13 protein-coding genes are annotated in these 12,713 nt (G+C 71.1%); 3 read left to right on the forward strand and 10 right to left on the reverse strand.

Going from position 1 to position 12,713, the window contains the following annotated elements; all coding sequences use genetic code 11:
• Positions 1-60: 60 nt before the first annotated feature.
• Positions 61-1,470 (reverse strand): type I glutamate--ammonia ligase, encoded by a 1,410-nt coding sequence (glnA, locus tag AB0D34_RS15890; RefSeq protein WP_362661839.1) that lies wholly within the window; start codon positions 1,468-1,470, stop codon positions 61-63.
• Between the two features lie 200 nt (positions 1,471-1,670).
• On the opposite strand from glnA, the gene AB0D34_RS15895 reads away from it, so the two are divergent.
• Entirely contained in the window at positions 1,671-2,141 is a 471-nt protein-coding gene (locus tag AB0D34_RS15895; protein ID WP_362661841.1) for an RDD family protein, read from the forward strand.
• 69 nt (positions 2,142-2,210) lie between these two features.
• On the opposite strand, the gene AB0D34_RS15900 is transcribed toward AB0D34_RS15895, so the two are convergent.
• The 4 genes from AB0D34_RS15900 to lipB form a co-directional block, all read right to left on the reverse strand.
• The gene (locus AB0D34_RS15900) at positions 2,211-2,912 is read right to left on the reverse strand and encodes a DUF4191 domain-containing protein (RefSeq protein WP_362661843.1); all 702 of its coding nucleotides are present in this window, start codon (positions 2,910-2,912) and stop codon (positions 2,211-2,213) included.
• Between the two features lie 65 nt (positions 2,913-2,977).
• Entirely contained in the window at positions 2,978-3,190 is a 213-nt protein-coding gene (locus AB0D34_RS15905; protein ID WP_362661845.1) for a hypothetical protein, read from the reverse strand.
• Positions 3,191-3,444: 254 nt separating this feature from the next.
• Positions 3,445-4,410, reverse strand: coding sequence for a lipoyl synthase (lipA, locus tag AB0D34_RS15910; protein ID WP_362661847.1), 966 nt, complete (start codon positions 4,408-4,410; stop codon positions 3,445-3,447).
• 73 nt (positions 4,411-4,483) lie between these two features.
• Positions 4,484-5,284 carry a lipoyl(octanoyl) transferase LipB gene (gene lipB / locus AB0D34_RS15915; protein WP_362661849.1) on the reverse strand — a complete coding sequence of 267 codons (801 nt, stop codon included), beginning with the start codon at positions 5,282-5,284 and terminating at the stop codon, positions 4,484-4,486.
• Between the two features lie 245 nt (positions 5,285-5,529).
• Between lipB and AB0D34_RS15920 the strand changes: the two genes are divergently transcribed.
• Positions 5,530-6,966, forward strand: a complete 1,437-nt coding sequence (locus AB0D34_RS15920; RefSeq protein ID WP_362661851.1) for a regulator — start codon at positions 5,530-5,532, stop codon at positions 6,964-6,966.
• Between the two features lie 103 nt (positions 6,967-7,069).
• On the opposite strand, the gene AB0D34_RS15925 is transcribed toward AB0D34_RS15920, so the two are convergent.
• The 3 genes from AB0D34_RS15925 to AB0D34_RS15935 all read right to left on the reverse strand — a co-directional run bounded on the left by AB0D34_RS15925 (position 7,070) and on the right by AB0D34_RS15935 (position 9,737).
• A complete protein-coding gene (locus AB0D34_RS15925) occupies positions 7,070-8,572 on the reverse strand; it encodes an NAD(P)/FAD-dependent oxidoreductase (protein ID WP_362661853.1) in 1,503 nt (500 codons plus the stop codon).
• A 149-nt stretch (positions 8,573-8,721) separates the two neighbouring features.
• Complete coding sequence (locus AB0D34_RS15930; RefSeq protein ID WP_362661855.1) at positions 8,722-8,844, reverse strand: hypothetical protein; 123 nt, start codon at positions 8,842-8,844, stop codon at positions 8,722-8,724.
• A complete protein-coding gene (locus AB0D34_RS15935; protein WP_362661857.1) occupies positions 8,841-9,737 on the reverse strand; it encodes a TIGR01777 family oxidoreductase in 897 nt (298 codons plus the stop codon). The genes AB0D34_RS15930 and AB0D34_RS15935 overlap by 4 nt, the downstream gene beginning before the upstream one ends.
• A gap of 72 nt (positions 9,738-9,809) precedes the next feature.
• Here AB0D34_RS15935 and AB0D34_RS15940 point away from each other — a divergent pair, with 72 nt between their 5' ends.
• Positions 9,810-10,298: a GNAT family N-acetyltransferase gene (locus AB0D34_RS15940; RefSeq protein ID WP_362661859.1), complete on the forward strand. Its 489-nt coding sequence runs from the start codon at positions 9,810-9,812 to the stop codon at positions 10,296-10,298.
• Between the two features lie 158 nt (positions 10,299-10,456).
• Here AB0D34_RS15940 and AB0D34_RS15945 read toward each other — a convergent pair whose 3' ends face one another.
• Both AB0D34_RS15945 and AB0D34_RS15950 read right to left on the reverse strand, forming a co-directional pair.
• Entirely contained in the window at positions 10,457-11,641 is a 1,185-nt protein-coding gene (locus tag AB0D34_RS15945) for a MarP family serine protease (RefSeq protein WP_362661861.1), read from the reverse strand.
• A 272-nt stretch (positions 11,642-11,913) separates the two neighbouring features.
• Complete coding sequence (locus AB0D34_RS15950; RefSeq protein ID WP_362661863.1) at positions 11,914-12,279, reverse strand: hypothetical protein; 366 nt, start codon at positions 12,277-12,279, stop codon at positions 11,914-11,916.
• Between the last annotated feature and the right edge of the window lie 434 nt (positions 12,280-12,713).

Consider the following 12,713-nt stretch of genomic DNA (forward strand, 5'->3'; position numbering starts at 1 on the left):
GGGAACGGGGGCGCCGTAAAGCCACCGTAGGACCGGCCACAGGACCGGCCTACGCGTCGATCACACGTCGAAGTACAGCTCGAACTCGTGCGGGTGCGGACGCAGCTGCAGCGGGGCGATCTCGTTCGTCCGCTTGAAGTCGATCCACGTCTCGATCAGGTCCGGCGTGAAGACGTCGCCCTGGAGGAGGAACTCGTGGTCGGCCTCGAGGGAGTTGAGGACCGCCGGGAGGGAGGTCGGGACCTGGGCGACGTTCGCGTGCTCCTCGGGAGCCAGCTCGTACAGGTCCTTGTCGATCGGCTCGGCCGGCTCGATCTTGTTCTTGATGCCGTCCAGGCCCGCGAGCAGCAGGGCCGAGAAGGCCAGGTACGGGTTGCCGGAGGAGTCGGGCGCACGGAACTCGACGCGCTTGGCCTTCGGGTTGGAGCCCGTGATCGGGATACGCATGGCCGCGGAGCGGTTGCGCTGCGAGTACACCAGGTTGATCGGCGCCTCGAAGCCCGGCACCAGACGGTGGTACGAGTTCACCGTCGGGTTGGTGAAGGCCAGCAGCGACGGGGCGTGCTTGAGGATGCCGCCGATGTAGTAGCGGGCGGTGTCCGACAGGCCCGCGTAACCGGCCTCGTCGTAGAAGAGCGGGGAGCCGCCGGCCCACAGGGACTGGTGGACGTGCATGCCCGAGCCGTTGTCACCGAAGATCGGCTTCGGCATGAAGGTCGCGGTCTTGCCGTTGCGCCAGGCCACGTTCTTCACGATGTACTTGAAGAGCTGGAGGTCGTCGGCCGCGGCGAGCAGCGTGTTGAACTTGTAGTTGATCTCGGCCTGGCCGGCGGTGCCCACCTCGTGGTGCTGGCGCTCGACCTGGAGGCCGGACTTGGCCAGCTCCAGGGAGATCTCGGCACGCAGGTCGGCGAAGTGGTCGACCGGCGGGACCGGGAAGTAGCCGCCCTTGTAGCGGACCTTGTAACCGCGGTTGTCCTCCAGCGCACCGGTGTTCCAGGCGCCCGCCTCGGAGTCGATGTGGTAGAAGGACTCGTTCGCGCCGGTGGCGAACCGGACGGAGTCGAAGACGTAGAACTCCGCCTCGGGGCCGAAGTAGGCCGTGTCGGCGATGCCCGTCGACGCGAGGTAGGCCTCGGCCTTCTTCGCCACGTTCCGCGGGTCACGGCTGTACTGCTCGCCGGTGATCGGGTCGTGGATGAAGAAGTTGATGTTCAGCGTCTTGTCGCGGCGGAAGGAGTCCACCCGGGCGGTCGACAGGTCCGCGCGCAGCGCCATGTCGGACTCGTGGATGGCCTGGAAACCGCGGATCGACGAGCCGTCGAACGCGAGCTCCTCGTCCGGGTCGAACGCCTCGACGGGCAGCGTGAAGTGCTGCATGACGCCCGGCAGGTCGCAGAAGCGGACGTCGACGAACTTGACGTCCTCGTCCGCGATGAACTTCTTGGCCTCGTCGGCGTTCTGGAACATCCAGCTCCTCCTACTCCCGACCCGTTCCGTGCCGGGGTGGTAGTTCGTTCGTGCGGCCAGTGCGGTGGCACACGCTGTCCACGACCCTAGGGACGGGTGGTTTCTCGGGCGTGACCCATTTGTTTCGCACAAGTTAACCGGACATCGCGGGTCCCGCCCCACCTGTCCGTATCCCGAAACGCTGGCAGTACCGTGGACGCGTGGACAAGAGGGATGCAATCGGATCGTGGCTCTCCGGCCCCCGCGCGGCGGCCGAGGATGCCGGTGTCGACTTCGGATACCGCGGACAGCAGCTCGGCCTGCCGGAGGAGGGACCGGGGTCGATCGCCCGCCCCGGTCGGCGGCTCGGCGCACTCGCCGTGGACTGGGCGATGAGCGTCCTGATTGCATCCCAGTTGATCACTCAGAGCTACGGCGACCCGTCGACCTCCAACTGGTCGCTGCTGGTCTTCTTCCTGATGGGCGTCCTCACGGTCGGCACCATCGGCTTCACCCCCGGCAAGCGCCTCTTCGGCCTGCGCGTGGTCGCCCTCGACAGCGGCCGCGTGCACCCGGCGCGCGCCCTGCTGCGCACGGTCCTGCTCTGCCTCGCCCTCCCGGCCCTGATCTGGGACCGCGACGGCAGGGGCCTGCACGACCGGCTGGCGAAGACCGTGGAAGTGCGGATCTGACATCGGGTGAGTTACGACGATGAGGGCGCCCGGAGTGATCCGGGCGCCCTCATCGTCGTACAGGAAAGATCAGCGGGCCTTGCCGCCGCCCTTCGGCAGCTTCATGCCCTTGGGCATGGGGCCCTTGGGCAGCGGCATGTTGCTCATCAGGTCGCCCATCGCGCGCAGCCGGTCGTTGGTTGCGGTCACCTGGGGGCCGGTCAGGACGCGCGGCAGCTTGAGCATCGTGGTGCGGACCTTCTTGAGCTCGACCTGGCCCTCGCCCGTGCCGACGAGGATGTCGTGCACCGGCACGTCCGCGACGATTCGGTTCATCTTCCGCTTCTCGGCGGCCAGCAGGCTCTTGACCCGGTTCGGGTTGCCCTCCGCGACCAGCACGATCCCGGCCTTGCCGACGGCCCGGTGCACCACGTCCTGGCTGCGGTTCATCGCCACCGCGGGGGTCGTCGTCCAGCCCCGGCCGATGTTGTCCAGCACGGCCGCCGCGGCGCCCGGCTGCCCCTCCATCTGCCCGAACGCGGCCCGCTCGGCGCGGCGTCCGAAGATGACCGCCGTCCCGAGGAAGGCGAGCAGGAAGCCCAGGATGCCGAGGTAGACCGGGTGGCCGATCAGGAAACCGATCGCGAGAAAGACACCGAGGATGAGGATGAAGACACCCGCGAGCACCAGACCGATCTTCTTGTCGGCCTTGCGGGTCATCTTGTACGTCAGGGCGATCTGCTTCAGTCGCCCGGGGTTCGCGGCATCCGCCGCACTGTCACTTCTCGCCATGCCCCGAAGTCTACGTGGCCCCGGAGGCGCCGACGACGGCAGTGTCCGCCGCCGTGGGAGAGGGGTCAGGAGCGGGCGGTGAACGTCTCGGTGAACGTCTGCTCCAGGACACGCTGCGCCTCGACCCTGTCCTTGGCGCGGCGGCGGTCCTCCAGGACGGACGTCCAGGCGTTGCGGCGGGCGGTCCGCTGACCGCTGCTCATGAGCACGGATTCGACGGCACGGAGTGCATCGGTGAACGACGGGATCGCGGTGGCGCGAACGGGCGCGGCCTGCATGATGGGGGTCCCCTCGGGAGCGGCGGCTCGGGTGAGTGGTGCACGGGCTGTACAACCAGGGTCACTGAATGGTGTTACCAGGGCGTGACCGACCGGTCAAACGCCCATGAAGCCTCGATGCGCTGCCCTGAAACACCGACGCGGCCCCGAAACCCCCCTATCTGCGGGGATGTCCAGGACCGCGTCAATCGGCCTATATCGAGCGGTAGTTGCTTGTGCTCGGATTCACACGCCGGGGGTGGCACTCCGTGCCATCAGACCGCCTGTGAGGCCACGTAGGCGCCACGCTTTTCTACGGCCATTTGGTAGAGCCGACCCGCCCGATAGGAGGACCGGACCAGCGGCCCGGACATCACACCGGAGAAGCCGATCCGGTCGGCCTCCTCCTTCAGCTCCACGAACTCCTGCGGCTTGACCCAGCGCTCCACGGGGTGGTGGCGGACGCTCGGGCGCAGGTACTGCGTGATGGTGACGAGCTCGCAGCCGGCGTCGTGCAGCTGCTGGAGCGCCTCGCTGATCTCCTCGCGGGTCTCGCCCATGCCGAGGATGAGGTTGGACTTGGTCACCAGGCCGAAGTCACGGGCCTCGGTGATGACCTTCAGGGAGCGCTCGTAGCGGAAGCCGGGGCGGATCCGCTTGAAGATCCGCGGGACCGTCTCGACGTTGTGCGCGAAGACCTCGGGGCGGGACTCGAAGACCTGCTGGAGCAGCTCCGGCACCGCGTTGAAGTCGGGGGCGAGCAGCTCGACCTTGGTGCGGCCGGCCTCGCGTCCCGCGGTCTGCTCGTGGATCTGGCGGACCGTCTCGGCGTACAGCCAGGCGCCGCCGTCCTCCAGGTCGTCGCGGGCGACGCCGGTGATGGTGGCGTAGTTCAGGTCCATGGTGACCACGGACTCGCCCACGCGGCGCGGCTCGTCACGGTCGAGGGCCTCGGGCTTGCCGGTGTCGATCTGGCAGAAGTCGCAGCGCCGGGTGCACTGGTCGCCGCCGATGAGGAAGGTCGCCTCGCGGTCCTCCCAGCACTCGTAGATGTTGGGACAGCCGGCTTCCTGGCAGACCGTGTGCAGGCCCTCGCTCTTCACGAGCTTCTGCATCGCGGTGTACTCGGGGCCCATTTTCGCCCGGGTCTTGATCCACTCGGGCTTGCGCTCGATGGGGGTCTGAGCGTTGCGGACCTCCAGGCGCAGCATCTTGCGTCCGTCGGGTGCGACTGCGGACACGACCGGCTCCCTAGCGTTGATTCTTCGGCGTGCTCAAGGGTACGCCCGTGGATTTGAAAGCCCACTGCCTGTCTCAGGCCGCAGGTGTCTTCTCGATCACCCTCGGCTTCAACTCCGCGTTCTCCAGTACGTCCTTCAGGTGCCGCTCGACGACCGGCAGGACCTCGTGGATGGCCACGTCCCGGCCGAGCTCGTCCGCGAGGGAGGCCACGCCCGCGTCCCGGATGCCGCACGGGATGATCCGGTCGAACCACTTGTTGTCCGGGTTCACGTTCAGCGAGAAGCCGTGCATCGTCACGCCCTTGGCCACGCGGATGCCGATCGCCGCGATCTTGCGGTCCTCGCGGCGCTGACCGGCGTTGGACGGGGCGTACTCCGGCCCGTTCATGCGCGGGTCGAACTCCTCGTCCGTCAGCCGCGGGTCGAAGTCCAGGGAGAGCCCGCCGAGGGACGGACGCGTCTCGACAGGATCGCCGAGCACCCATACGCCACTGCGGCCCTCGACCCGGCTGGTCTCCAGGCCGAACTCCGCGCAGGTGCGGATCAGGGCCTCTTCCAGGCGCCGTACGTGCGCCACCACGTCCACCGGGCGCGGGAGCTTCTGGATCGGGTAGCCCACCAGCTGGCCGGGGCCGTGCCAGGTGATCTTGCCGCCGCGGTCCACGTCGATGACCGGGGTGCCGTCGAGGGGGCGCTCGCTGTCCGCGGTGCGCCGGCCCGCCGTATACACAGGAGGGTGTTCGAGCAGCAGGACCGTGTCGGGGACCTCGTCCTCGAACCGCGCCGCGTGCACCCGGCGCTGCTCGTCCCACGCCACCTGGTACTCGACCGCGTCCGCACCGAAACCCATGCGGACGAACCGCAACCCACTCACGGCAAGCGCCTCCCTAGAAGGTCGTAAGGCACGAAGGGTGCCTACGCCACTGTACGTCCGGCTCACGGACGTCAGCCCTGGGGGCAATCCTCACACGATCGGATGAACGAACGTCGAAGTGTGCGATCGCCTGCTCACTCTCCGCTACATTCGCGCCGTTCGCAGAGGCCATAAGGGCTGCTCACAGGCAATCCGGGCACCACGTGACCACGTGACGGCCCGAAAGGCAGGAGACCGCACCGCAGATGACGGAACGACCCGCGCAGCGCACGCCCAACCGACAGCTCGCCGCGCTCATCGCAGAAGCGGGGTTCTCCAACGCGGGTCTCGCCCGGCGTGTGGACCAGCTCGGACTCGAACACGGGCTGGATCTCAGATACGACAAGACATCCGTGACCCGGTGGCTGCGCGGCCAGCAGCCCCGGGGCACCACACCCGCCCTCATCGCCGAGGTCTTCACCCGCCGCCTCGGCCGCCGGCTCTCCGCACAGGACCTGGGACTCGACGCCTGCGCGCCGGTGTACGCCGGGCTGGAGTTCGCCGCCGGTCCCGAGGAGGCCGTCGACATCGTCAGCGGGCTGTGGCGCAAGGACTCCGGCAGCCACGCCGAACTGCGCAAGATCGCCTTCACCCCGGCCGGCCTGGTCGTCCCGAGCCGGGACTGGCTGATCGGCCGCCCCGACGACCGGGTCGCCCGCGGGGAGCCCGCGGTCCGGGTCCCCGTCCAGGGCCGCCCGGTGGTGCCCCGGCAGCGCGGCCAGGCCGAGCGCGGGCCCGGCCAGCGGGTGACCGGGGGCGACATCGCCGCGCTCGGCTCGGTCGGCGACCTCTTCCGCACCCTCGACGACCAGTACGGCGGCGGCCACGCCCGGCAGGCCCTGGTGCGCTATCTGGAGCACGAGTGCGAGCCGATGCTGCGCGGCACGTACGGCGAGACGACCGGGCGCAGGCTGTTCGCCGCCGCGGCGGACCTGACCCGGCTCGCGGGCTGGACGTCGTACGACATCGCGGCGCACGGACTCGCACAGCGGTACTTCGTGCAGGCGCTGCGGCTCGCGCAGGCGGCGGGGGACCGGGCGTACGGGGCGTACGTCCTGGTCACGATGAGCCGGCAGGCCGTGTACCTCGGGCACGGCCGGGAGGCGATCCAGCTGGCGCGGGTGGCCCAGCAGGGCGTCGGCACCAACGCGCCGCCGGTCGTGCAGGCGCTGCTGCACTCCGCGGAGGCGCGGGGGCACGGGGTGCTGGGGGAGGTACGGGCGTGCACGGGGTCGCTGGTGCGCGCGGAACGCGCCCTGGAGGCGGCCCGTCCCGCGGACGAAGTCCCGCACTGGGCGCGGTTCTTCGACGAGGCACAGCTGGCGGACGAGTTCGGGCACTGTCACCGGGATCTGCAGCAGTTCCGGGCGGCGGCGCAGCACGCTGAGCGCTCGCTTCAGCTGCGGGCGCCGGCGTATGCGCGGAGTCGGTTGTTCTGCCGGGTGGTGCTTGCCTCTGCGAGGCTGGGGCTGGGGGAGTTGGACCAGGCCTGTTCGTTGGCGGCGGAGGCGGCGGGGCAGGCGGCGGAGATGCGGTCGGTTCGGGCCGTGGAGTATGTGCGGGACTTTGAACGGCGGTTGGAGCCCTATAAGGATGCGGCGCCGGTGCGGAGTTATCGGGACAAGGTGGCTGCGCTGGGGTAGGGGGCTCGCCGTAACTCCGCGCCGTCGTATGCCGTGTGTCGGTGTGTTGTGGCTTGTCGCGCAGTTCCCCGCGCCCCTGACGGGGCGCGGGTGTTCTGTTCGTTCAAGCTGCTCGGGATTCCGGCAAAGGGTCCGCGCAGTGCATCGAGCCCTTCGCTCCCAGGTCCGTCAGGATCGCCGTCGACGCCCTGTGGGCCGAGTGCAGTGCCCCCTGGACCGTGCTCGTGTCGCGGTGGTCGCCGCAGACGTACAGGCCTGCCAACAGGCGTACCGGGCGGCGCAGGTCGTGGGGGGCGGGCATGGCCGGGACCGCCTCCCGGGTGTGGTGGACCGCCAGGGTCTCCCAGCGGTGTGTCGGTGTGCCGTAGAGGCGGGACAGGTGGATGCGGACGGCTGTGTCCAGGTCGGACGGGGGAGGTCCCAGGACCGTCGAGGAGATCAGCGCCCGGCCCGAGGGGGCCCGGGTCGGGTCGACCTCGCTGATCAGGACCGTGTGGGAGACCGGGCCGCCCCTGTCGGCGTCCAGCAGCAACGCCGTACCCGTGCGCGGCGGTTCGTCCGTGGTGTGGTGGACGACCGTCACGGGGTGGAAGTCCGGCACCCGCAGGCCGGGGAGCAGTTCGGCCGCCGCCCGCGCGTCCGTCGCCAGCAGGACCGCCCGGCACCTGATCTCCCCGTGCTCGGCCGTGGTCACCGAGGTCGTCGCGACGGACGTGACCCGCACCCCCGTGTGCACGGTTCCCGTCGGCAAGGTCTGCGCGAGCAGCTCCGGGAGCATCTCGGCGCCGCCCTCCGGCACACACAGCCGTCCGCCCGCGAAGGCCCGCAGCGCGAGGTCCGCGCACCGGCTGGACGTCGTCAGCGCGGGGTCGCAGAGCAGGGCGGCGAGCAGTGGACGCAGGAAGCCGTCGATCGTGCGGGCCGGCAGTCCCCGGGCCGCGAGCGCCTGCCCGGCGGGCAGTTCGGGACGGGCCAGGAGCCGTTCCACGGGCACGTTCGCTAGCCGGCTGAGCGCGGCCCCGAGCCGGGCCTGATCGACCGCGCCACCGAGCGGCGCGGCCGCCCGGGCGGACCTGGACGCGACTTTCTGACCGGCACCGGGAACCGCCCTGAAGCCGGCTGCCCGGCCGAGACCCCTTCTGGACCCGGCCCCCACGACGGCCGGAGGCACCGTCCTCGACTCCGCACCCCGGCCCGCGTCGAGCGGGACCCCGACTCCGGGCCCCGGCACGGCCCCGCGAGGGGCGCTCGCCAGGGCGCGCACCGCATGCAGCGCGCCCCTTGCGCTCCCCGCGCCCGCCGGAGCGTCCACACGGTGGTGACGCCCGTCGCCGTGCAGCAGGACCCCCGGTGCGAAGGGGCGCAGTACGAGCCTGTCGAGGCCGGGGGTCAGGTGTAGTTCGGGATACGCGGTGGACAGCAACTGTCCGATCCGGTCGAGCCGGAAGCCGTCGACCTTCTCCGTCGCCATGCGGCCGCCCACACAGGGCGCGGCCTCCAGCACCGCGACGCTCACTCCTGCACTGGTCAGCCGATGCGCCGCGGAGAGTCCGGCGACCCCGGCTCCCACGATCACGACGTCCGCCTGGTACGCGGGCTCAAGCACGTGCCCCTCCTCGAGGTTGCGCGGCCGGTGGGGACGTGATGCCCCCAACAGGCTCCGGGGATACCCGAGTTCGGGTCGAGGGTAGGGCCGTGATCGGTCAGGAACAGTCGCGCATCAACAGGGCACGGTCGCACGCCGGTCGCATGTCGTCACAGACGGTCGCCGACGTCGTACGGCGTCACATACGGCCGGCCGTCGCCGACGTCGTACGGCGTCACATACGGCCGTCGCCGACGCCGTACGACATCACACGCGACCTTCGCCCGCTTCACGCCGCCGCCCGGATCGCCCCCTCGATGTCCGGGAACGCGAACGTGAACCCCGACTCCAGCAGGCGCGTCGGCCGTACCCGCGCGCTGCCCAGCACGTCCCCGGCCATCTCGCCGAGCACGCCCCGCAGCACCGGCGCGGGCACCGTGAAGAGGGTCGGCCGGTGCAGTACCCGGCCCATCGCCTCGGTGATCTCACGGTTCGTCAGGGGGTCGGGCGCGGTGAGGTTGAAGGGCCCTGACAGGCCGTCGGTCTCCAGGAGGTGGCGGATCGCGGCCACCTCGTCGTGCAGCGCGATGAACGACCAGTACTGCCGTCCGTCGCCCATCCGTCCGCCGAGCCCCGCCTTGAACAGCGGGAACAGCTTGCCCCAGGCCCCACCCCCGGCGCCCACCACGAGCCCGGTGCGGGTGAACACGGTCCGCACGCCGGCCTGTTGGGCGGGCGCGGCCGCTGCCTCCCACTCCACGCACAGCTCGGGCAGGAAGCCCTCACCGGCGGGGGAGTTCTCGTCGACGACACGGTCACCGGTCTCGCCGTAGTAGCCCATCGCACTGCCGTTCACGAAGACCCGCAGCGGCTCGTCGAGGGAGGCGACCGCCTCGGCGAGTGCTTTCGTGCCGAGCACCCGGCTGCTGCGGATACGGGCCTTGTACGCGTCCGTCCAGCGCCGCGAACCCACCCCCGCCCCGGCGAGGTTGACCACGGCGTCGCAGCCGGCGAGCCCGGCCGTGTCCACCCGCCCCGCCTCGGGGTCCCAGCGCACCTCGGCCTCGCTCCGGGGCTCCCGGCGCACCAGCCGCACCACCGCGTGCCCGTCCGCGGTGAGGGACCGCACCAGAGCCGAGCCGATCAGTCCGGACGCCCCGGCCACCGCGATTCTTGAAAGTTGCATGACCTCATCCTGCCTGGTGGGTCCGTAAGAGCGATGTCTGGTTCCGGTACCCCCCGTCGTAGGGTGGCGGTCATGTCCCAGCTGTCCATACGGTCCGCCCTGCCCGACGACGAGGAGGAGCTGGCCCGTCTCGACCGCGCCGAATGGTCGCCCCTGCACGAGGTCCTGCCCCGGCAGCAGCCGCCCTACCGGCCCTTCTTCGACGAGCGCCACCTCCCCGACGACTGCCTGGTCGCCGAGGCCGACCGGCGCATCCTGGGATACGTCCGTCTCGGTTCCCCGACCCCGCTCGACTCGAACGCCCATGTGCGCCAGATCCAGGGGTTCGTCGTCAGCGCCGACGCCCGTGGCCGGGGCGTCGGCCGGGCCCTGATCCGCGCGGTCACGCAGGAGGCCCGCCGCCGGGGCGCCCGCCGCCTCACCCTGCGCGTCCTCGGCCACAACACCCCGGCCCGCACGCTCTACGAGTCCGAGGGCTTCGCGGTCGAGGGGATCCTGCCCGAGGAGTTCCTGCTGGCGGGGGAGTACGTCGACGACGTGCTCATGGGGCGCCGTCTCTGACGACCTGGTCGGCCGCGGCGGTCGTACGGCGTCTGCGCACCACCAGACCGAGCGCGACCCCCGCGACGAGCAGCGAGATCAGGAAGAACACGGGCACGGGAACCTCCGCGGCACGACGAAAAGGGACCGACCCTCTCATCATCGGGGAGGCGGCCCCGCTACGACGTGACCAGCTCGCCCGTGTCCACCGGCGCCGTCGCGTCCGCCGCCTTCTCGGCGTCGCCCGCGACCTCGTCGGCCGTCAGGACGTAGCCCGTCTCGTCGTCGGAGGTGGAGCGGGCGAAGACCACGCCGTAGACCTTGCCGGAGGTGGTCAGCAGCGGGCCGCCGGAGTTGCCGGGGCGGACCGTCGAGCGGATCGAGTAGATCTCACGGGTGACGATGGCGTTGCTGTAGATGTTCTGCCCGTTCGCCTTCACCCGGTTGGCGACGGTGGCCGCCTGGAGGTTCAGGTCGCCGTCCTGCGGATAACCGGCGACGACCGCGGAGTCGCCCCGCGCCGCGCTGTCGTCGAAGCGCAGGACCGGCGCCCTCAGCTTCGGGACGTACAGCACGGCCACGTCCTTGTCCGGATCGAACAGCACGACGCTCGCCTCGTACGGCTGCCCCACCCCGCCGATCCGCACGCTGGGCGCGTCGATGCCGGCCACCACGTGGGCGTTGGTCATCACGTGCTCCGGCGCGTACACGAAGCCGCTGCCCTCGCGGCCCTGGGTTCCGGAGGCGCCCTCGATCTTGACGGTGCTGAGCTTGGCGGCGTTGGTGGCGGCCGCCGTGACGCTGTCACCGGTGGGCTTGGCGACCTCGGCCGTCGACTCGTTCTCGAACGGGTTGAAGACCTGCGGGAAACCCGCCTCGGTGAGCGCGGAGGTGGCCCGCGAGAACCAGGAGGGAGTGGTGTCCGGCATCGAGTCCTGGACCGCGCCGAGCAGCGCGGAGTCCCGGATGGCCGTGGTGACCAGCGGGGACGAGGAAGCACCCAGGACGCTCGCGGCGACCCACGCCACGATCAGCACCGCCACGGAGTTGGCGACGGCCCCGCCGACCCCGTCGGCCACCCTCAGCGGCCCCTGGTCCAGCTCCCGGCGCAGCCTGAGCGCCAGCCGCCCCGCCAGCTCGTGTCCCATCGCGGCCGGGACCAGCACCGTCAGCACCGCGGTCACCGTCGCGGCCGTGCTGCCCGGTGTCACCAGGTCCATCATCCACGGCAGCACCCACACGCCCACGACCGCGCCGCCCACGAACCCGGCGAGCGAGACACAGCCGGCCACCAGGCCGCGCCGGTAGCCGGAGGCCGCGTAGGCGGCGATCACCAGCAACAGCAGGATGTCGAGCAGGTCCACGTGGCCGCCTTTCTCTCAGATCCTTTAGTACGCGGGCGAGGGGCTCAGTGATCAGTCACGCGCGCGTGTGCCGCCCGGAACCGGCCACGCCCGCGTGCACCTGGAAAAACGTCGCGGACCAGGACGATGGTTCCACCGGGTGGCACACCCCACATCGCGGACGGCGCCGATCTGGCCGAGAGTGGGACCATGCGTGTCCGAAGATCGAGGGGGATGCGAGAACGGCGGGCGACGGCCCGAATACGCCACGCGGTGCGAACCCGCCTCGGGGCCTACCCCGGCCTCATCCGACGCGGCCGCTCCGCCTCCCGCAACGCCGGGCCCACCCCCACCCCCTCTGCCGGGTCCACCTCCTCTGCCGGGTCCATCTCCTCCGTCGGGCCCGCCCCCTCCGCCGGGCCCACCTCCTCTGCCGGGTCCATCTCCTCCGTCGGGCCCGCCCCCTCTGCCGGGTCCATCTCCTCCGTCGGGCCCGCCCCCTCCGCCGGGTCCACCTCCTCTGCCGGATCCACCTCCTCTGCCGGGCCCGCCCCCTCTGCCGGGCCCATCTCCTCCGTCGGGCCCGCCCCCTCCGCCGGGCCCATCTCCTCCGTCGGGCCCGCCCCCTCCGCCGGGTCCACCCCCTCCGCCGGGCCCACCTCCTCCGCCGGACCGGCCGCCCCGGCCGGGTCCGGGGCTCCTGCCGGGTCGACCGGTTCAGGCGATTCCGGGGCTCCTGCCGAGCCGACCGTCCCTGTGGAACCCGCGGCATTCACCGAGCGCCTCACCGCGGGACGACGGGTGATGCCAACCGGGCCTGCGGCTTCTGTCGGGCGGGGGGCCTCTGTCCGGCCGGAGGATTTTGCCCAGGCGTTGGCTACCGCCCGCGGCAGGGTTTCCGCCGGGCCTGCGTCTTCCACCGCGTCGGAGGTTTCTGTCGAGCCGGCGCCTGTCGAGTCCGTGGGTTCTGTCGAGTCCGCCGGTGTCACCGAGTCCGTGGGTTCTGTCGAGTCCGCCGCTGTCGCCGAGTCCGCGGGTTCTGTCGAGCCCCCCGTCAAGCCCGGGGCGATCACCGAGCCCGCCGCTCCCGTCA

The organism is Streptomyces sp. NPDC048420 (genome assembly GCF_040651535.1).
Lineage (GTDB): Bacteria > Actinomycetota > Actinomycetes > Streptomycetales > Streptomycetaceae > Streptomyces.